Here is an 18,113-nt window from a genome sequence, read left to right as displayed (position 1 = left end):
TCTTTGACCCGGTATTGATTAATCTAGGCTCTTCTCCTATTGTGACGATTCAAAAGATATCCAGGATCCTCGACTACTGGCATAGCGTCGAATTCTTCAACAGCTACAGCCTCGATGATCAACTCGAGGAGGCCAGAGACGCTAATCGGAAAACGGTTTGCGTCCGGTCGACGAGCACTGGGTTGATTCATGGTTGGGACGAGGTGTCCGGACAGTCGGGCGAGTTGTACTTGGTTCCATTTGACGTGGTACAGGCCACGTCCGTGGTCGAACACACTGTCGCGGCGGGGTCGAGAGCACGTTCTGTGATCGACCAGATTCGCGATGACGAAATGGCCCCCGAGGGTTTGACGTGCTTCGCGAAAGTAAAGCTGGGACAAAGCGGACGGGTCAATGCCGAAAGCCTGAGCGTGTCCGCTTTGCCGTGGGCTTTGGGTCGCCTGCAAAGTGGGGCGCTGGAAGATCTGTGCGCGAATGCGTTCGAAGCGAGCCTGATCGCCCTGAGGGAGGATCTGACGGCGCTTGTCGCCGGAGACCAACCCTTCGATGAGAAGCAATTGATGGCGATGGTACGGCGGCTTCATGAATGGGCGCACTACACTCCGCCCAGCGATGGCCTCGCTTGGATGGTCATATCGCCAGTGAGAGCGCAACCGGCAGAAGCGCAGACCCGATTTAAGGATGAGAGCATCACCGCTGCGCAATCCACGGATGCATCGGCCAAGGAGCAGCAGGAAGACGGTGAAGAACGGGACCTGCCGATCCTGAACAGCTTTTACGTGCATGATCTGATGCAGGCGCAGCGAGAGCTGGACGGACCGCGTGTTCCGCGCGCGCTGAAGACTTATCTCTCCCTGCAGGACACATCGAAGCTCGACCTGGATGCGCCCGATGGCCAGCGGACCATTCTCGAAACGCTACGGCCTCGCAACGGAATTGTCGGGCGTTGGCCATCTCCCGTTGGTCATTTTCAGGCGCTGATGCAGCAATATGCACTGAACCGGATGAAGGCCTTGGGTGAGGGCGAAATCGTCGCGGTGAACGGACCGCCGGGCACCGGAAAGACCACACTGCTGCGGGATCTCATTGCCCATCTCGTGGTCGAGCGGGCGAAGGCGCTGGCGTCGCTCGACGGCGTCACGGCAGGCTTATCCGGCGCGACCATCGGAGCAGTCTTTGCAGATGGCAAATCTCATACGCTACCTGTCCTGTCGCCCATGCTGACGGGCTTTGAGATTGTAGTGGCCTCGAGCAACAACGGCGCGGTGGAGAATCTTTCGCTCGAACTGCCGCAGAGTCGGCACCTCGATTCCGCGCAACTCGATACGTTGGGCTACTTCAAGCCTGTCGCAACCCGCTATGCAGGCAGCCATGCGACGAAGGCATGGCAGGCGCCCAAAGAGCCTGTGTGGGGGCTGGTTTCGGCTGCGCTAGGCAAGCAGGCCAACCGCACCCGGGTTGGCGATGTGTTTTCGAACCGTGCCGCAAAACCGGACGATCGGCCGGACCGGTTTCTGTCGAAAGGCGCGGTCGATTTCAAGAGCTGGGACGCAGTAGGCGCGATGACCTACTGGCGGTACCGTGACAAAACGCGTGGCGCACGCCCGGGGTTTCGCGCGATGCAGGAGCGTTTCAAAGTGGCACATGCGGCTTGGCAGGCGGAGCATGGACGCCTCGAAGCGCTCGATGCGGCGTTGAACGAACTGGGAGCAAAGTGGGCGAACGTGACACAGCGCTGTCCCGATCTGCGTCATCCGGATGCGGGTGAAGCGACGCTGGATCGCCTGGACCGGTTGAAGCGCGAGTTGGACAAGGAGACGGAACTGGTTGAGCGACGTCTTGGGCCGTCCTTTATCCGTTGGTTATCCAGATGGTTCCGCCCCGATCTGTATCGACGATGGTGTGAGACGGCGGAAGCTGCGTTCTCTCTTGGCGTTGTGTGCGACTGGCTGCGGACCGTGAGGTCGTTGCTTGAGCAGACGGGTGTGACCGTATGGCAGGGCACTGAGCTTGCAGAGGAGGCTAGTCAGGCCCGAGCTTTCTGGCAGAGCGACAAGCTGAACGGTCTACGCAACGAGCTCTTTTCTACGGCCATGGCGTTGCACGAGGCGTTCTTTCACGAGGCGCAGACAAATGACCTAGTATTCGCGCTGTCGAAGATGCTTTCGAGACCTCCAGTTGGCGAGGCGCGCAAGGTCCTCTGGCAATGGTTCTTCATGCTGGTGCCGGTGGTGTCGAGTACCTTCGCGTCTTTCCGAAGGCAGTTCGCCGGGATCGGGCCGGAGGATCTGGGCTGGTTGATTGTCGATGAAGCTGGGCAGGCGGTGCCGCAGGCGGCCGTTGGCGCGATTATGCGCGCGCGGCGCGTGGTGGTGGTGGGAGATCCTCTTCAGATCGAACCGGTCGTCACGCAGTCAACCCGTCTGTTGATGCGCCTTGGCGAGTACTGGCTGCAGGAACGGCGTCCACGCTATGCGGTGGACGCACACTCCGTCCAGACGCTCGCCGACCGATGCTATCCATACGGTGTGCGACATCCGCTCGAGCGCGACCAGTTCATTGGTATTCCACTCGTCATGCACCGGCGCTGCGCAACCCCGATGTTCGAGATCGCCAACGCGATTGCCTATGATGGACGAATGAAGCACGCGAAGAAGGGTAAGCCATCCGCACATATTGTGCTCGGTCATAGCGCATGGTGGCACGTAGCCGGCGATAGCCGCGATGGAACGAAGTGCATCGTTGCGCAGGGACAGTGCGTATTCGACGCGCTAGTCAGACTGTACATCGAAGCACCGGATCTGACGGATGCGGAGCGGCCGCAACTACCCGACGCCTTCGTCATCACGCCGTTCAGGCAGGTCAAGCAGGGATTGAGCGCACTTCTGGGTGATCATGACGCGTGGCGTGCCGCGCTGTCAGGAACGGGAAGGCGTACGCCGGACAAGCTAGGTGAATGGGTAAAGAAGCGGGTTGGCACGGTTCACACGTTCCAGGGCAAGGAAAGCGAAGTGGTTTTCTTCGTGCTGGGTTGTGACGCGGAGCAGACTGGAGCGATAGATTGGGCCGCAGCGGCTCCGAACCTGCTCAACGTGGCGGTTACGCGCGCGAAAAGCTACCTGTACATCATTGGTGATCGTGATCTTTGGGGATCCCGCCAATATTTTGATACGGCACTTGCCATGCTTGTTGATGCACACAGGCAGGTTGGCATGCCCCTCCCGGCTAGTGGGAACATTTATGCGGGGTAGACGATGGCCGGTGTCATCCAGCAGAACAGGGACGAACAGTTTGCAATCAACCGGGGGCGGGGGCTTCTTTCTGCCCCGGAAGCGTGTTGAGCGGGCTCCTGTATTCTTCCCACGAGGGTAGCAGCACCTGTTGCATACTGCTTGGCATGAGGGCGCTCCCGGAGTTTAGGTCATGGCGTCTGCAGGCTCCGCCTGGATCGCTCTGGAACGAGCCTGACAGTATCGATGACGGTATCCCCGCAGAAGTCATATTCGGATGCCCGATATTCGCGATGTTTTAACGGAAGCGCACTTTGAAGACTCCGATGCAGTCTGTTCAAAGCCAACAACTGCCGATAGGATTTTTCGGTATCACTGGCGGTATCGTCGCCACCGCAGCGGACGGAAAACCCGTCTACACAAGGGCTCCGATCACCGATTGACAATCGAGTGGGAGTAATCCCCCCGCCAACACGCAGCGAATCTGGCCGTTTCAATGACTCGAAAAAGGGCGCTTTAAGCGCCCTTTTTCGCGCTTTTTTTCACTCAACCAGCTAACACCCATCCGCCATTTCACGCGCGCGCACGAGTGCCCCGGTAATTTCGTCGAGCACTTTGTCGCGCGAATTTTCGTCCTGCTGGCGCAAGGCGAACGACGGGTGATAAGTGGTGATAGCCCATCCGCCATTGATCTCGAAAGGCGCGTTCACGTAATCCCGAAGGCTCACTTTCCTGCGCAGCAGTGTAGCGAGCGCAGTTGCGCCGAGCGCGACGATGACGGCAGGTCGAACCGTGTCCAGTTCACGCTCGAGCCAGTAACGGCACGCTTCCGTTTCGCGTTGCGCAGGCGTTTTGTGCAAACGACGTTTGCCTCGCGGTTCCCACTTGAAATGCTTCACCGCGTTAGTCAGATAAAGCCGATCGCGCAACAAGCCCGCGCGCTCGATTGCGACGTCAAGCAGTTGCCCCGCCGGCCCGACGAACGGTTGCCCGCTCAGGTCTTCCTGATCGCCCGGTTGTTCGCCGATCAACATGATTCGAGCGCTAGTCGGCCCCGCGCCGCCGACTGCCTGCGTAGCATTACGCCACAACTCGCAACGCCTGCAAGCATTGAGCGAAGAGGGCGGTTCTCGAGCCGGTTGCGCCGCGTCGGCTTCGACAGAAATCACTTTGCCGTTCAGCGTGCCGACACCGCTCGCCTGAGCGAGCCGCCGCGCACCGCTTTTGGCTTCGCTGATCATGCCGGGAATCCAGTGTGCTTCGGGCAAGCCCTTCCAGAAACGTACCGGCATATGCTGCTCAAGCGCGTCCTCGTTCAATCGTGCCGGGTTGAACGTGCTCCGGTAATACGCGATCCACAACGCCTCCGCCTCATCTTCGGAGTCGTAACGGTGATCGCCTGGCAACGCGCGACGCGCGTCCAGATGCAACTCGCAACCGTCCCAGAAAGCCGCTCCGCGCGGTGTGGTGATGAGCCATGAAGATCGGCCCATGCGTTGCGCGAAATGCTCCGCCGCCCACTCGAGCACATCGTGGTCGGGCTCGTACCATGCAACGTATTCGGGAACGGCTTGGACGCCGGGCTGTTTGCGAAATCGCACATAGGCGATCATGTCGTGCTGCGCCCGGCGCACGCCCTTGGCCATACGGTAAAGGCGCGAGCCGTCGATATCCGCGGGCGACGCCGCCGAGCGGTCGCCGCGATGCCAGCGCCACAGCACTTTGTACAAAAATGCCCAGCGCTGAGGATCGCGAAACGAGGCGGCGTCTTTCAGCAGTGCGGCGAACTCTTTCGACACGTGAACTTCGGCCCTGCGTGATGACGCAGCGACCGCGTTTTGCGAATCCGCTGTGTCGTCGATCAACGCTTGCTGCTGCGGCCCCTCGGTCGCCTCTGCGAGGCGCCATTGAATCGACGCCGGCGGAAGTTCCTCCGCGAGCGCCGTGAGCGCGGCCGCGCGCCACGCGGCAAAGCGATCTTCGATCACGATGGTGCGCATCCGCCGTTCTCACAACAACGCGAGTTGCACCGGCGGTGGCGTGAGCACGCGGCGCAGTTTCTCGGACGACGCGTCATGCAGGGCGGCACGATAATCTTGCGTCACCACGAACGGCCGGATCTTCTCCATCGGGCAGCGCAGACGGATCAAATCGTCGTAACGGATGCGACGCGTACGCCGCAGTTCCACGAGACGTTTTGCGTTCCTCATGCCGATGCCGGGCACGCGCGCGATCACGCGAAGCGGCGCGCGGTTGAGGTCGACAGGAAAATGCTCGCGATGAGCAAGCGCCCACGCGAGCTTCGGATCGATTTCGAGCGCGAGGTCTCCACTTTTTTCGAACAGTTCGTTTACATTGAAGCCGTAGCCGCGCAACAGAAAGTCGGCTTGATAAAGCCGATGTTCGCGCAGCAGAGGCGGCGCCTGCGCGGGCAGGGCCGACGGACTGTCTGGAATGGGACTGAACGCCGAATAGTAAACGCGCTTAAGTTTGAACGATCCATACAGCGATTCGGCCGTTTGCAGGATGGTGCGGTCGTTCGTCTGGTCGGCGCCGACGATCATTTGCGTGCTTTGTCCGGCCGGCGTGAATGGCGGCGCCTTCGTCTCGGCCTGCGCCTCTTCCTGAGCCAGCCGGATCGATCCCATCGCCAGCTTGATGGTTCGCACGTTTTTTTCGGGCGCGAGGCGCGCGAGACTGCCGTCCGTCGGCAATTCGATATTCACGCTCAGCCGGTCCGCATAGCGTCCGGCTTTGGCAATGAGTTCAGGATCGGCGTCCGGAATGGTTTTTAGATGCAGATAACCGCGGAACTGATGTTCCTCCCGCAACGACTGCGCCACGCGCACCAGTTGTTCCATCGTGTAGTTGGACGACTGGATAACGCCTGAGCTTAGAAACAGGCCGTCGATGTAATTGCGCCGGTAAAAATCGAGCGTGAGGTCGACGACTTCCTCGGGCGTGAACCGCGCGCGCGGAACATTGCTGGAGCGCCGGTTCACGCAGTACTGGCAGTCGTACAGACAAAAGTTGGTCAGCAGGATTTTGAGGAGCGACACGCAGCGCCCGTCCGGCGTAAAGCTGTGACAGATGCCCGCGCCAGTGCTCGCGCCGATCCCGGAAACGCCGCGCGAACCGCGCTTGGGCGCGCCGCCGCTTGCACACGAAGCGTCGTACTTTGCCGCGTCGGCCAACACTTCGAGTTTTTGTTGCAGTTCCACGTTGCCACCGATACTGTACGTATATACAGTATTCTACGTGGGCGGACGACGAGTGCAAGCGGAAAATGAAAGGGTTTTTGGGGCGGAATCGGCGGGCAGGCCGGGCGGCAAATCGGGCGATGAATCGTACGAGAGGCACGCGCGCATGAACCTGAAGCACGAAGGAACCCGAAGCACGCAGGAATCCTCATGGCACGTTCAAAAGCTCATAACGCCCACTTCGCTCCCATGCGTATCGGTGACATGCCATGACCCAACTCGCGCTACCTGGACTCGAAACGCCGCTCTCGGACGTCGTACATCAATTGTTCTTCGCGGTGATGCCCGATCCGGACACGGCCGCCCGCATCGCCGCGTTGGCGAATCATTGGCAGTCCGAAGCGGGTATCAAGGCCAAGCCGAGGCCAACCGGCCATCTGCACGTTACGCTGAACGTTCTGGGCGCAGCGTTTTACCTGCCGCCGCCGGTCATTTCCCGCGCGTGCGCCGTGGCCGCAACTCTCAGCGCTTTGCCGTTCGACGTAACGTTCGACCGGTTGGCCCATTTCGGGCGGCATTGGGTGCTCACGTCCAGCACCGGCGTCGAAGCGCTGATCGACTTTCGGCAACGGCTCGCCGGTTTGCTCAAGCAAGCGTATCTGCAAGCCGGCAACGCGCGTTTCACGCCGCATCTCACGCTGCTTTACGACAACCGCAAGTTCGCCACGCGCGAGATCGAGCCGATCACGTGGAGCGTGCGTGAATTCGTGCTGATCGACAGCTTGCAGGGCGAGACGCACTATGACTTCAAGGCGCGCTTCCCGTTGAACGATTGACGCCCGGCAACAGGCGGTCCGCTTGAGCAAGTTTGAACAAGCTTGGACAAGTTTGAACAAAGGACCGCCTATGCCGTCACCCGCCAGGTTCGCCGAGGTCGCGAGGAACCGTCAATGCTTCAGGCACGTATCCGCGTTCTTCCAGGTGCAGATGTCGAGTCCCGTATGCACGACGGGCTTGACCGTTTTGCCTTCGGCGAGATCGCGCATCACCATCGCGGCCTGATAACCCATTTCCTCAGGCCGTTGTCCAACGAGCGCATTGACCTTGTGATCCTTGAGCGCCTGCAATTCCGGCCCGAGCGTATCCGCCGAAACGATCATGAATTTGCCGCTCTGAATCTTGTCCATGATCGGCGCGACGACCTGCGAATACGCTTGCGGCGCGAACAGGGGCCAGCCGCCTTCGAACACGAACGCGTCGAGCCCCGTGGCGTTCGCCGTGAGCGTGTCCTGCATCATCTGATTCGCCTTCGCGGCGTCGTCGTTCACGTAGAGCGGGCAGGCGCTGATCTCGCGCCAGTTGTTTTCGCCCGCAAGCCTGGTCACGCCTTTCTTGCCGCTTAGCGCGTCGCGCGTGCCCTGGGCGCGCTGGTTGATGTTCTCGGCCGCGGGGTTGCCCATGACCAGGCAGATGTTGCCGCCTTTGGGCATCAACGCTTTCAGTTGCTCGCCGAGCTTCACGCCGAGTTCGTAGTTGTCGGTGCCCACATACGATTTGCGCAGCGACTGGTCTTTCGGCAGCAGATCGGCGTCGGCGGTGATGATCGGGATCTTCGTATTGCGCCGGCGGATCACTTCCGCAATGGCGGGCGCGTTCGACGGCGAAATCGCAATCGCCGAAACGCCCTTCGTCAGCAGGTCGTCGATGATCTGGACTTCGGCGCTTTCGTCCGCGGCCGTCGCGGGGCCGGTGTAATAGCAGGTGTAGCCCTGTTTTGTCAGCTCCTTGTTCGCGCGGTCGCAGCCTTGATGCATCAAGTCGAAATACGGATTGTCGAGGCCCTTCACCACCAGCGCGAGGGTCTTGTCGGCGGCGAACGCGGAGGACGCCAGCATGGCGAGCCCTCCGATCGCAGCAATGCACATCCACGTCTTCCTCATGGTTTCCTCCGGTTCGGCGCCGCTGTCCGGCGCGCGCGTCTCGTTGCGTTGTCTTGAAGTTTTCTTGTGATTGCCGCGTCTGGAACTGTCGTCGCCAGATGCGCTTCGCCTCCCGGCGCACCGTCTCGTCGCGAACGGTGCGCGCGAAGTCCTGCCGCGGCTAACCGCGGTTGCGGTCACCGCCGAGCCGGTTGAACAGCACCGCGACGATGATGAACGTGCCCACGACCGTGCCCTGCCAGAACGAATCCACGCCGAGCAGGATCAGGCTGTTACGGATGACTTCGATGAGCGCCGCGCCCACGACCGTGCCGAACGCGCTGCCGATGCCGCCCATCAGGTTCGTGCCGCCGATCACGGTCGCGGCGATCACGCGCAGCTCGTCGCCGGTGCCGAGGCCCGTCGTCACCGCGCCGAGCCAGCCGACTTCGAGAATCGCGGCCACGCCCGCCATGAGACCGGCAAGCACGTACACGGAGCAGATCACGCCGCGCACCGGCACGCCCGTGAGCCTCGCCGCATGGCGGTTGCCGCCCACGGCGAACACGTAGCGGCCCCAGCGCGTGTAGGTGAACGCGAACCAGAACAGCAGGGCGAGGACGATGAGAAACCACACCGGATTCGCCACGCCGAGCGTCGAGCCGCCGCCGAGCGCCAGCAGCTTGCTGCCGTCCGGGCCGAAATCGAAAATGGTGCGGCTGCGCGAAATCACGAGCGCGAGGCTGCGGCCCACGCTCAACATGCCGAGCGTGACGACGAACGGCTGCATATCCAGATACGCGATCAGCACGCCGTTCACGAGCCCAACCAGCGCCGCCGTGAACAGGCCCATGCTGATTCCCGCCCAGAGCGGCCAGCCCGCGTTCATGACGACGGAGAGCACGATGCCGCTGATGCCGATGGTCGAGCCCACGGAAATGTCGATGCCGCCGGTGACGATCACCGCCATCATGCCGAGCGCGACGATGGCGACGAACGCGAAATTGCGCGTGACGTTGAAGAGATTTTGCTGCGTTGCGAAACTGGTGGTCGCGAACGAAAGCACGACGCACGCCACGATCGTCGCGAGCACGACCCAGAACACCTGGCTCGCGAGCATCTGCGTCCAGCGCGTGTGCGTTTTCGCGGCTTGCGGATCGTCAAGCATTGCCGGCATGGAACCGGGCCTTTCCGGCGCATCGTTCAATTTTGCGTCTCCTCGTTTTTTGTCTCCTCGCGCGCCGCCGTGCGTTTGGCCGGCGGCGCTCAGCGCCGGCTAGGCGGCGGCAATCGCTCCTGTAATGAGCCCGGTGACTTCCTCCGGCGAGGAGGCTTCGGTGCGTTTGTCGGCGACCTTGCGCCCGCGCCGCATCACGATCACGCGGTGGGCGACCTCGAACACGTCGGGCATGCGATGGCTGATGAGAATCACGGCGATGCCGTGCTCGGAGAGGCGCCTGATGAGTTCGAGCACTTCGGCGACCTGGCGCACGCTGATCGCGGCCGTGGGTTCGTCCATGATGACGAGCCGCGCGTCGGAGAGCCGCGTGCGCGCGATCGCCACGGCCTGGCGCTGACCGCCCGACATCTGCCGCACGAGATCGCGCGGGCGCGTTTCCGACTTCAGTTCCCGGAACAGTTCGCCGGCGCGCCGGTACATGGCGGCGTGGTCGAGCACGCGAAACGGCCAGATGCCGATACGCGGCTCGCGGCCGAGAAAGACGTTGGCGGCTGCCGTCAGGTTGTCGCAGAGCGCGAGATCCTGATAGACGACTTCGATGCCCTTTGCGCGGGCATCGACAGGCTTGTGAAAGTGAACGGGCGCGCCGTCGATGAGCATTTCGCCCTGCGTGGGCGGAAAGTTGCCGGCGATCACCTTGACCAGCGTGGACTTGCCGGCGCCGTTGTCGCCCATCAGCCCGACCACCTGGCCCGGCTCCAGACTCAAGGTCACGTCGTTCAGCGCATGGATGGCGCCGAAATGCCGGGAAACGCCTCTGAGCTCAAGAAGACTCATGGACTGTCGCGCTCGCTCTCGTGAAGCCGTCCGTCACCGTGCCGATACCTCGTCGACGGATCGACGCGAGATGTCAACGTTGGCGGGACCGCCGATAGACGTGCTGATCAGGATATTTTTTAGAGCACGCGGGGCCATTTAGCAAGACTATTTCGGTCGAGACGCGGGTGCGGCTGCCGGCGGCACGCCGATGAGATAAAATTGCGTTTTCGCCGCAGACCGAGGCTGGATGGGCCTGACACGCACTTGGCCTCGCCCGGTGGGCTAGGCCTCCAGCGGCATGGCGCTCGTGCCTTTGAGTTCGTCGAGGCAGACGATGGATTGCACGCTGTTGACGCCGGGCGCGCGCATCAGCGTGTCGAGCAGGAATTCGGAGAGCGCCTTGAGATCGCGCGCCACCACTTTCAGCACGTAGTCGATATCGCCCGTCACCGAATAGCACTCCTGCACCTGCGGCAGCGTCGCGACCAGTTCCTTGAACTTGATCAGCTCGCGCATGTGCCCGCGCTCCATCGTCACCTGAATGAACGCGACCACGCCGAAGCCCAGCGCCTGCGCGTCGAGGCGCGTTTCGTAGCGCTGGATCACGCCCAGTTCTTCGAGCCGCCGATGACGCCGCAGCGTTTGCGCGGGCGAGAGCTTGATGGCCGCCGCGAGATCGAGATTGGAAGCGCGGCCGTGCTGCTGGAGCGCGGCAAGAAGCCGCATGTCGATCGCGTCGAGCGAGAGATTTTGCATTTTTCTTGCCTGAAACGGTTCCAATGCGAGAACAAATTGTATCAACAAGGGTTTGCCAGCGTACCAGATGAAATCCTATTTTTCCGCGCCGCCGATACACTGGGCGCACCCGTGGGGCTAGCGGCCCACTCGGGAGAAACCAAAGCGCGCCGGCGCAATCCGCCGTTTGCGCAATTTTATTTCGTGAAGCGGCGCGAGCGCTCTATCCGGGCGTGCCGGCGTCGCATCCATGCAGGGAGACAGGAAGAGACACATGGTTTCAGACAATCAGCATGACCAGGGCGGCGGCCATCTCCAGCGCGGCCTCAAGAATCGCCACATCCAGTTGATCGCGCTGGGCGGCGCGATCGGCACGGGCCTTTTTCTCGGCATCGCGCAGACCATTCAGACGGCCGGTCCCGCCGTGCTGCTCGGTTACGGCATTGCGGGCATCGTCGCGTTCTTCATCATGCGCCAGCTCGGCGAGATGGTCGTGGACGAGCCCGTGGCCGGCTCGTTCAGCTATTTCGCCGACAAATACATGGGTCCGTTCGCGGGTTTTCTCTCGGGCTGGAATTACTGGGTGCTTTACGTGCTCGTGAGCATGGCCGAACTGTCGGCGGTGGGCATCTACATGCACTACTGGTGGCCCGCGCTGCCCACCTGGGTTTCGGCGCTGGTGTTCTTCGTCGTCATCAACGGCATCAATCTCACGAGCGTGAAGTCATATGGCGAGCTGGAGTTCTGGTTCGCCATCGTCAAGGTGCTGGCGATCGTCGGCATGATCGGTTTCGGCGGCTGGCTGCTGCTTTCCGGCTCGGCGGGGCCGGAGGCGGGCGTGTCGAATCTCTGGCGCAACGGCGGCTTCTTCCCGCACGGCGTTTCGGGTCTCGTCATGTCGATGGCGGTCGTGATGTTCTCGTTCGGCGGCCTGGAGCTGGTCGGCATCACGGCGGCGGAAGCGGACGATCCTTCGCACAGCATTCCGCGCGCGACCAATCAGGTCATCTATCGCATCCTGATCTTCTACATCGGCGCGCTCGGCGTGCTGCTTTCGCTGTATCCGTGGCAAAAGGTCGTGACGGGCGGCAGTCCGTTCGTGCTGATCTTTCACGCGATGAACAGCGAACTCGTGGCCAACGTGCTCAATCTCGTCGTGCTGACGGCGGCGCTTTCGGTCTACAACAGCGGCGTGTACTGCAACAGCCGCATGCTGTACGGCCTCGCGCAGCAGGGCAACGCACCGAAGGCGCTGCTCAAGGTGAGCCGGCGCGGCATTCCGCTGGCGGCGCTCGGCGTGTCGGCGCTCGCGACGGCCGCTTGCGTGGCGATCAACTACTTCATGCCGGGCAAGGCGTTCGAACTGCTGATGGGGCTCGTGGTGTCGGCGCTCATCATCAACTGGGCGATGATCAGCCTGATCCACCTGAAGTTTCGCCGCGACAAGGCGCGCGCGGGCGAGACCACGGCGTTCCGCAGCCTCGGCTATCCGCTGACGAATTATGTGAGCCTCGCGTTTCTGGCGGGCGTTCTCGTTGTAATGTATCTGATCCCGGATCTGCGCATTTCCGTGTATCTGATTCCCGTGTGGCTGGGCGTGCTTGCACTTGCCTGGCGTATCTGGTGCCGCAAGGCCGCGCCCGCGCTGCAAGGCGGCGTGACGGTGCGCTGAGCCTGCTGGCCACGGCGCCTTCCGCTTGCCGGGTCGCGCCTTGACGTGTGCTTTGACGTGCGCTTTGAGATGCGCCTCGACGGGCGCTTTGCATGCGCCTCGACGTGCGCCTTGCCATGCGCCTTGAACCGCGCCCTGAGCTGCGCTTTGAACTGATTCCTTCCTGAGAGTTGACCAGCATGTTCGAACATATCGATGCCTATCCCGGCGACCCGATCCTCTCGCTCAACGAGAACTTCCAGAAAGACCCGCGCCAGAACAAGGTGAATCTGAGCATTGGCATCTATTTCGACGACGAAGGGCGCCTGCCGGTGATGAAGGCCGTCCATCAGGCCGAAGCGGCGATCCTGGAGGAACCCGGTCCGAAGCCCTATCTGCCGATGGCGGGTTTCGCGCAGTATCGCGACGCGGTGCAGCAACTCGTGTTCGGTGCGCAATGCCCGTCGCGCGCGGCCGGCCGTATCGCCACCGTGCAGACGCTCGGCGGGTCCGGCGCGCTGAAGGTGGGCGCCGACTTCATCAAGCGCTATTTCCCGGCGAGCGAAGTGTGGGTGAGCGACCCGACGTGGGAAAACCATCGCTTCATCTTCGAGCGCGCGGGTTTCGCGGTGAACACCTACCCGTACTACGACGAGGAAACCGGCGGCCTGAAGTTCGACGCGATGCTCGCGGCCATCGACGCATTGCCCGCGAAAAGCGTCGTGCTGCTGCACGCGTGCTGCCATAACCCGACCGGCGTCGATCTCGACCGGGCGCAGTGGGAGCAATTGATCGACGTGCTGCAAAGGCGCGATCTGCTGCCGTTCGTCGACATGGCGTATCAGGGCTTCGGCGCGGGTCTCGACGACGACGCGTTCGCGGTGCGCGAACTTTCGAGGCGCGGCGTGCCGGCGCTGGTCGCCAACTCGTTCTCGAAGAACTTTTCGCTGTACGGCGAGCGTTGCGGCGGCCTGCACGTGATCTGCGAAGATGCGCCCGCCGCCGACCGCGTGCTCGGCCAGCTCACGGGCTCGGTGCGCGCCAACTACAGCAATCCGCCCACGCACGGCGCGAAGATCGTCACGCGCGTGTTGAGCACGCCCGAACTCAAGCAGTCGTGGGAACGGGAACTCACGGCGATGTGCGAGCGCATCGCCCGCATGCGGGTGGCGATTCACGACGGCTTGCGCGCGCACGCGAGCGAAGCGGCGCTCGCGCGCTATGTGAAGCAGCGCGGCATGTTCACGTACACGGGTTTGAGCGCCGCGCAGGTCGAGCGCTTGAAGGAAGAGTTCGGCGTGTACATCCTGCGCTCGGGCCGCATGTGCGTGGCCGGCCTCAACGAAAAGAACGTGAGCGTGGTGGTCGACGCGGTGGGCAAGGTGATGAAGGACTGAGCGCGCCGTCTCCCGCCGTCCCGCACCCGCGGGGCGCAATCGAAAGGCTTGTCGACGCCGCTGGCGGCCCGGTATGCTCCGGTGCCCGTCAGCGGCGTTTTTGCGTTCGCGGCCGTTCCGCGCGATGGCGGGGAATCAAAGCGGGCGATTGATAGGCGGGCGGCTCGAAAGCGGGCGGCTCAAAAGCGGACGGCTCAAAAGCGGACGGCTCAAAAGCGGACGGCTCGGAAGCGGACGGCTCGGAAGCGGACGGCCTAAAAGCGGGCGGCTCGGAAGCGGACGGCTCAAAAGCGAATGCCGGCGCCGCATCCGCCGGCGATTCCGCTACCGCTGCCTCCGGCGGCGCCGCAAAACACGCCGCAACCGGAAAGGCTGGCGGCCACCAGCAGGCCGAGGGCGGCCAGACGAAGGCGCCGCGCGTGGCCTAAACGGGAAAAACGAGGGGAAAATCGGTTCATTGCTGCGCGTGGAAACGTGGATGGGAACGTGGCAGCCTACGCCGCCCGCGCGGGGCGCTCCATCGGACGATTCCTAGGTTTTTTGCGGGTTGTGACGTGAGCGGCCGGGCGGCGAAAACGCGCGCAAGCAACGCGTTTGATTCACGACGCATTGATCCGGGCGGGTGTCAAGCTACAGGAAGCGGATGACACCCATGACGAAAGTGCGGGCGGGAGCGGGCGGCCGTTCAGGAGTGACCCTGATAGAATGCGGTGGCCGCAACGTAGTGGATTGCCGATGAAATTGCTTGATGCCCTCGTCGAACAACGGATTGCCGCCGCTGCCGCGCGCGGCGACTTCGACGACCTGCCGGGTGCCGGAGCGCCCCAGGAACTCGACGACGACCTGCTCGTGCCCGAAGAAGTGCGCGTAGCCAACCGCATCCTGAAGAACGCCGGGTTCGTGCCGCCCGCTGTGGAACAACTGCGCGCGCTGCGCGATCTGGAGCAGGATCTCGCGAAAGTGAGCGACAAGGCCGCCAAATGCCGGCTGCGTGCGCGCCTGCTTGCGCTCGACATGGCGCTCGAATCCTTGCGCGGTGGCCCCATGGTGATGCCGCACGAATACCGCCGCCGCATTGCAGAGCGACTCTCGGAGCGCGCCGCGCTCGATCCGGGCCAATCCGGTCTGGCCTCGGGCCAACCCGGTCTGGCGGCGGGGGCCGTGTGACGGGCGCGCCCGCCCAGGCCGGCCCAACCGCCGACGATCCATCCGCGCACCCGGAACCCGCGCAACGGGAACCCGCGCAACGGGAACCCGCGCCGGCCGGCACCGCGCCGGCGTCGGGCGACGCACTGGCGCCGGCGCCCGAACCCGCGCCCGAATCCGAACCCACGCCCGAACCCGAGTCCGAACCCGCGCTCGAGCCTTCCGCCGCACCCGTCAGCGACCGCGACCGCCATTTCATGCGCCTGGCGCAAGCCGCCGCCGAAGAAGCGCGGGCGGCCGGCGAGGTGCCGGTGGGCGCCGTGCTGGTGCGCGGCGACGAGGTGATCGCCCGGGGCTTCAATCATCCAATCGGCACGCATGACCCGTCCGCGCACGCGGAAATGGCCGCCTTGCGCGCGGGCGCGACGGCGCTGGGCAACTATCGCTTGCCCGGCTGCGAACTCTATGTGACGCTCGAACCCTGCCTCATGTGCGCGGGCGCGATCATGCATGCGCGCATCGCACGTGTCGTGTTCGGCGCGCACGATCCGAAAACGGGCGCATGCGGCAGTGTCGTCGACGCTTTCGCCAACGCGCAGCTCAACCACCATACGAGCGTATCCGGCGGCGTGCTGGCGGACGAATGCAGCGCCGCGCTGCGCGCGTTCTTCGCCGAGCGCCGGCGCGCAAGCCGCGAAGCGCGTCGGGCGCGGCTCGCGGCCGGCGAGCATGCCGCCGGCGCGAATGCCGAAAGCAACGGCGCGCCCGCAACGAATCACGGCGCCGACCAGTCCGACGAAGCCGCAAACGACTGTTCAGGCTAATTTCGCACCGACATGACCACTCATCGCCACATCGAACTGATCGCGCCCTCGGGCTACCCGCATGATCCGGCCGCGGTGCATCGCGCGCTGGCGCGGCTGCGCGCGCAGGGCCACCGTATCGACGGCGTGCAGGCGACCGAGCGCCGTTATCAGCGCTTCGCGGGCACCGACGGCCAGCGCGCCGCCGAGATCAACCGGCTCGCCGATCCCGAGCGCGAACTGCCCGATATCGTGCTTGCCGTGCGCGGCGGTTACGGCGCGGTGCGCATTCTGCATGGACTCGACTACGAAGGCTTGCAGCGCCGCCTGGCCGATCAGCCGATCGCGTTTGTCGGACACAGCGATTTCACGGCGATCCAGCTTGCGCTGCTCGCGCGCGCCGGACTCACCACGTTCGGCGGCCCGATGCTGGTCAGCGACTTCGGCGCGGAAAATCTCAGCAGTTTCACGATGCATCACTTCTGGGACACGCTTTCGAAGCCCGCTTTCACGCTCAAGGTGAATGCGCCGCAGGTGCATGCCGTGGACGTGTCGGGCACGCTCTGGGGCGGCAACCTCGCCGTGTTCGCTTCGCTGGTGGGCACGCCGTACATGCCGCCGGTGGAGGGCGGCATTTTGTTTCTCGAAGACGTGAACGAGCAGCCGTTTCGCGTCGAACGAATGATTTATCAACTGCATCTGGCGGGCATTCTCGCGCGTCAGCAGGCGCTCGTGCTGGGCGATTTTTCGGGCGGCAAGCCGTTCGACTACGACAACGGCTACGACTTGCGCGAGATGGTGGAGCAGGTGCGGTCCGTGATCGGCATTCCGGTCGTCACAGGTCTGCCGTTCGGCCATATCCCGGACATGGTGACGCTGCCGGTGGGCGCGCAGGCGCGTTTGAACGCCACGCAACACGGCTTCGAGCTGGCGGTGACGGACTATCCGCACCTCGACTGATTCCGGTATCGGGAAAGCGCCTTCGAGGCGCTTTTTTAACCTCGAACATATGCAACTAACAGCCAATTTTTACACCGTCGATCAATGCTCATTTACCCGCGTTGGGGGAAAATTGTTGACAAAAAATAGGCCCGTTTATCTCATCGCGCTCCCCGCAATAGTGCGTAATTCCCCGAATTGAAGCCAATTTTCACCGAAATCGCGCAGTGGCTCAACCGACTCAACGTCGGTGTTTCCCCAGGTTAGCCAATAAAATTGTTGACAATGTTTATGTCCAATCTAGCATACCGAACATAGAGAACACGCCATGCGAAAACCCGATATGGACGCCGAAGCAACCGGTACGAAACCCGAGTCGATCGCCGCGCGCATCCGCGCCGCGATTCTCGAGCACCGCTTGCCGCCCGGCGCGAAGCTCACGGAAGCACAGTTGTGCGAAGTTTTCGGCGTGAAGCGCGGGCCGATCCGCCAGGCGCTTGCGTTGCTCGCCACCGATCATCTCGTCGACCTGGAGCCGAATCGCGGCGCGTTCGTCGCCAGCCCGTCGCTCCAGGAAGTCCATGAGGTGTTCGAGATGCGCCGCATCATCGAACTGGCGGTAGTGGGGCGCATTTGCAGCGCGCAGCATGGCAACCGGCGCCTGAAAAGTATCGGCGAGACGATCCGGCGCGAGCGCAAGGCGTTCGAGAGCCGCGATTTTCCGACGTGGATTCGGCTCTCGGGCGAGTTCCATACCGCGCTCGCCACGCTCACCGGCAATACCGTGCTGTGCGATTGCCTCAATGGTCTCGTGGCGCGCTCGACGCTGATTTCGGCGTTGTACGAATCGCCGGGGCGCAGCCCGTGTTCTTTCGACGATCATGCGGCGATCATCGAAGCACTCGAAGCCGGCGACGAAACCCTGGCCGCCGACTTGATGACGCGGCATCTGCAAGGCGTCGAGCTGCGCATGCTCGACCGGCCCGGCGGCGCGTCGGTGGATTTGCAGGACGTGTTCGGCGTGCGCGAGATGAGCGCGCCCACACGCTAAGTATTCCGAAATAACAGCAAAGGGATTGCGGCAGGAAGCGGCG

Annotated in this window: 15 protein-coding genes; 8 read left to right on the top strand and 7 right to left on the bottom strand. The window is 63.0% G+C overall.

Annotation, left to right across the window (positions count from 1 at the left end; translation table 11 throughout):
• Positions 1 to 305 precede the first annotated feature (305 nt).
• Positions 306 to 3,251 carry a DEAD/DEAH box helicase gene (locus tag U5805_RS13735; protein ID WP_322104023.1) on the top strand — a complete coding sequence of 982 codons (2,946 nt, stop codon included), beginning with the start codon at positions 306 to 308 and terminating at the stop codon, positions 3,249 to 3,251.
• Positions 3,252 to 3,784: 533 nt separating this feature from the next.
• On the opposite strand, the gene U5805_RS13730 is transcribed toward U5805_RS13735, so the two are convergent.
• A complete protein-coding gene (locus U5805_RS13730; RefSeq protein ID WP_322104022.1) occupies positions 3,785 to 5,230 on the bottom strand; it encodes a UdgX family uracil-DNA binding protein in 1,446 nt (481 codons plus the stop codon).
• Positions 5,231 to 5,239: 9 nt separating this feature from the next.
• Complete coding sequence (locus U5805_RS13725; RefSeq protein WP_322104021.1) at positions 5,240 to 6,451, bottom strand: putative DNA modification/repair radical SAM protein; 1,212 nt, start codon at positions 6,449 to 6,451, stop codon at positions 5,240 to 5,242.
• A gap of 248 nt (positions 6,452 to 6,699) precedes the next feature.
• Here U5805_RS13725 and U5805_RS13720 point away from each other — a divergent pair, with 248 nt between their 5' ends.
• Entirely contained in the window at positions 6,700 to 7,266 is a 567-nt protein-coding gene (locus U5805_RS13720; protein ID WP_322104020.1) for a 2'-5' RNA ligase family protein, read from the top strand.
• A 111-nt stretch (positions 7,267 to 7,377) separates the two neighbouring features.
• On the opposite strand, the gene U5805_RS13715 is transcribed toward U5805_RS13720, so the two are convergent.
• The 4 genes from U5805_RS13715 to U5805_RS13700 form a co-directional block, all read right to left on the bottom strand.
• Positions 7,378 to 8,325 (bottom strand): sugar-binding protein, encoded by a 948-nt coding sequence (locus U5805_RS13715; protein WP_322104019.1) that lies wholly within the window; start codon positions 8,323 to 8,325, stop codon positions 7,378 to 7,380.
• Positions 8,326 to 8,530: 205 nt separating this feature from the next.
• Positions 8,531 to 9,526 (bottom strand): ABC transporter permease, encoded by a 996-nt coding sequence (locus U5805_RS13710; protein ID WP_322104018.1) that lies wholly within the window; start codon positions 9,524 to 9,526, stop codon positions 8,531 to 8,533.
• Between the two features lie 99 nt (positions 9,527 to 9,625).
• A complete protein-coding gene (locus U5805_RS13705) occupies positions 9,626 to 10,366 on the bottom strand; it encodes an ATP-binding cassette domain-containing protein (RefSeq protein WP_322104017.1) in 741 nt (246 codons plus the stop codon).
• Positions 10,367 to 10,630: 264 nt separating this feature from the next.
• On the bottom strand, positions 10,631 to 11,104 hold the full coding sequence (locus tag U5805_RS13700; RefSeq protein WP_322104016.1) for an Lrp/AsnC family transcriptional regulator: 474 nt from the start codon (positions 11,102 to 11,104) through the stop codon (positions 10,631 to 10,633).
• A gap of 253 nt (positions 11,105 to 11,357) precedes the next feature.
• Between U5805_RS13700 and U5805_RS13695 the strand changes: the two genes are divergently transcribed.
• Both U5805_RS13695 and U5805_RS13690 read left to right on the top strand, forming a co-directional pair.
• Positions 11,358 to 12,755: an amino acid permease gene (locus tag U5805_RS13695; protein ID WP_322104015.1), complete on the top strand. Its 1,398-nt coding sequence runs from the start codon at positions 11,358 to 11,360 to the stop codon at positions 12,753 to 12,755.
• Positions 12,756 to 12,934: 179 nt separating this feature from the next.
• Complete coding sequence (locus U5805_RS13690) at positions 12,935 to 14,131, top strand: amino acid aminotransferase (protein ID WP_322104014.1); 1,197 nt, start codon at positions 12,935 to 12,937, stop codon at positions 14,129 to 14,131.
• A 284-nt stretch (positions 14,132 to 14,415) separates the two neighbouring features.
• Here the strand turns inward: U5805_RS13690 and U5805_RS13685 are convergent, their stop codons facing one another.
• Positions 14,416 to 14,589: a hypothetical protein gene (locus tag U5805_RS13685; protein ID WP_322104013.1), complete on the bottom strand. Its 174-nt coding sequence runs from the start codon at positions 14,587 to 14,589 to the stop codon at positions 14,416 to 14,418.
• Between the two features lie 277 nt (positions 14,590 to 14,866).
• Between U5805_RS13685 and U5805_RS13680 the strand changes: the two genes are divergently transcribed.
• The 4 genes from U5805_RS13680 to U5805_RS13665 all read left to right on the top strand — a co-directional run bounded on the left by U5805_RS13680 (position 14,867) and on the right by U5805_RS13665 (position 18,070).
• Entirely contained in the window at positions 14,867 to 15,298 is a 432-nt protein-coding gene (locus tag U5805_RS13680) for a DnaJ family domain-containing protein (protein ID WP_322104012.1), read from the top strand.
• 125 nt (positions 15,299 to 15,423) lie between these two features.
• The gene (gene tadA, locus U5805_RS13675; protein ID WP_322104148.1) at positions 15,424 to 16,101 is read left to right on the top strand and encodes a tRNA adenosine(34) deaminase TadA; all 678 of its coding nucleotides are present in this window, start codon (positions 15,424 to 15,426) and stop codon (positions 16,099 to 16,101) included.
• Positions 16,102 to 16,113: 12 nt separating this feature from the next.
• The gene (ldcA, locus tag U5805_RS13670) at positions 16,114 to 17,040 is read left to right on the top strand and encodes a muramoyltetrapeptide carboxypeptidase (RefSeq protein WP_322104011.1); all 927 of its coding nucleotides are present in this window, start codon (positions 16,114 to 16,116) and stop codon (positions 17,038 to 17,040) included.
• A 307-nt stretch (positions 17,041 to 17,347) separates the two neighbouring features.
• Positions 17,348 to 18,070: a GntR family transcriptional regulator gene (locus U5805_RS13665; RefSeq protein WP_322104010.1), complete on the top strand. Its 723-nt coding sequence runs from the start codon at positions 17,348 to 17,350 to the stop codon at positions 18,068 to 18,070.
• The last annotated feature ends 43 nt before the right edge of the window (positions 18,071 to 18,113 follow it).

The sequence above is a fragment of the Paraburkholderia sp. J41 genome (assembly GCF_905220235.1).
GTDB lineage: Bacteria > Pseudomonadota > Gammaproteobacteria > Burkholderiales > Burkholderiaceae > Paraburkholderia.
This window is presented reverse-complemented; position numbering and strand designations above follow the sequence as displayed.

Excerpts from the sequence above, each read along its gene's own strand:
- U5805_RS13690 (WP_322104014.1), top strand. The coding sequence starts at position 12,935 with ATGTTCGAACATATCGATGCCTATCCCGGCGACCCGATCCTCTCGCTC.
- U5805_RS13720 (WP_322104020.1), top strand. The coding sequence starts at position 6,700 with ATGACCCAACTCGCGCTACCTGGACTCGAAACGCCGCTCTCGGACGTC.
- U5805_RS13695 (WP_322104015.1), top strand. The coding sequence starts at position 11,358 with ATGGTTTCAGACAATCAGCATGACCAGGGCGGCGGCCATCTCCAGCGC.
- ldcA (WP_322104011.1), top strand. The coding sequence starts at position 16,114 with ATGACCACTCATCGCCACATCGAACTGATCGCGCCCTCGGGCTACCCG.
- U5805_RS13700 (WP_322104016.1), bottom strand. The coding sequence starts at position 11,104 with ATGCAAAATCTCTCGCTCGACGCGATCGACATGCGGCTTCTTGCCGCG.
- U5805_RS13665 (WP_322104010.1), top strand. The coding sequence starts at position 17,348 with ATGCGAAAACCCGATATGGACGCCGAAGCAACCGGTACGAAACCCGAG.
- U5805_RS13680 (WP_322104012.1), top strand. The coding sequence starts at position 14,867 with ATGAAATTGCTTGATGCCCTCGTCGAACAACGGATTGCCGCCGCTGCC.
- U5805_RS13715 (WP_322104019.1), bottom strand. The coding sequence starts at position 8,325 with ATGCTGGCGTCCTCCGCGTTCGCCGCCGACAAGACCCTCGCGCTGGTG.
- U5805_RS13705 (WP_322104017.1), bottom strand. The coding sequence starts at position 10,366 with ATGAGTCTTCTTGAGCTCAGAGGCGTTTCCCGGCATTTCGGCGCCATC.
- U5805_RS13685 (WP_322104013.1), bottom strand. The coding sequence starts at position 14,589 with ATGAACCGATTTTCCCCTCGTTTTTCCCGTTTAGGCCACGCGCGGCGC.
- U5805_RS13710 (WP_322104018.1), bottom strand. The coding sequence starts at position 9,526 with ATGCCGGCAATGCTTGACGATCCGCAAGCCGCGAAAACGCACACGCGC.
- U5805_RS13730 (WP_322104022.1), bottom strand. The coding sequence starts at position 5,230 with ATGCGCACCATCGTGATCGAAGATCGCTTTGCCGCGTGGCGCGCGGCC.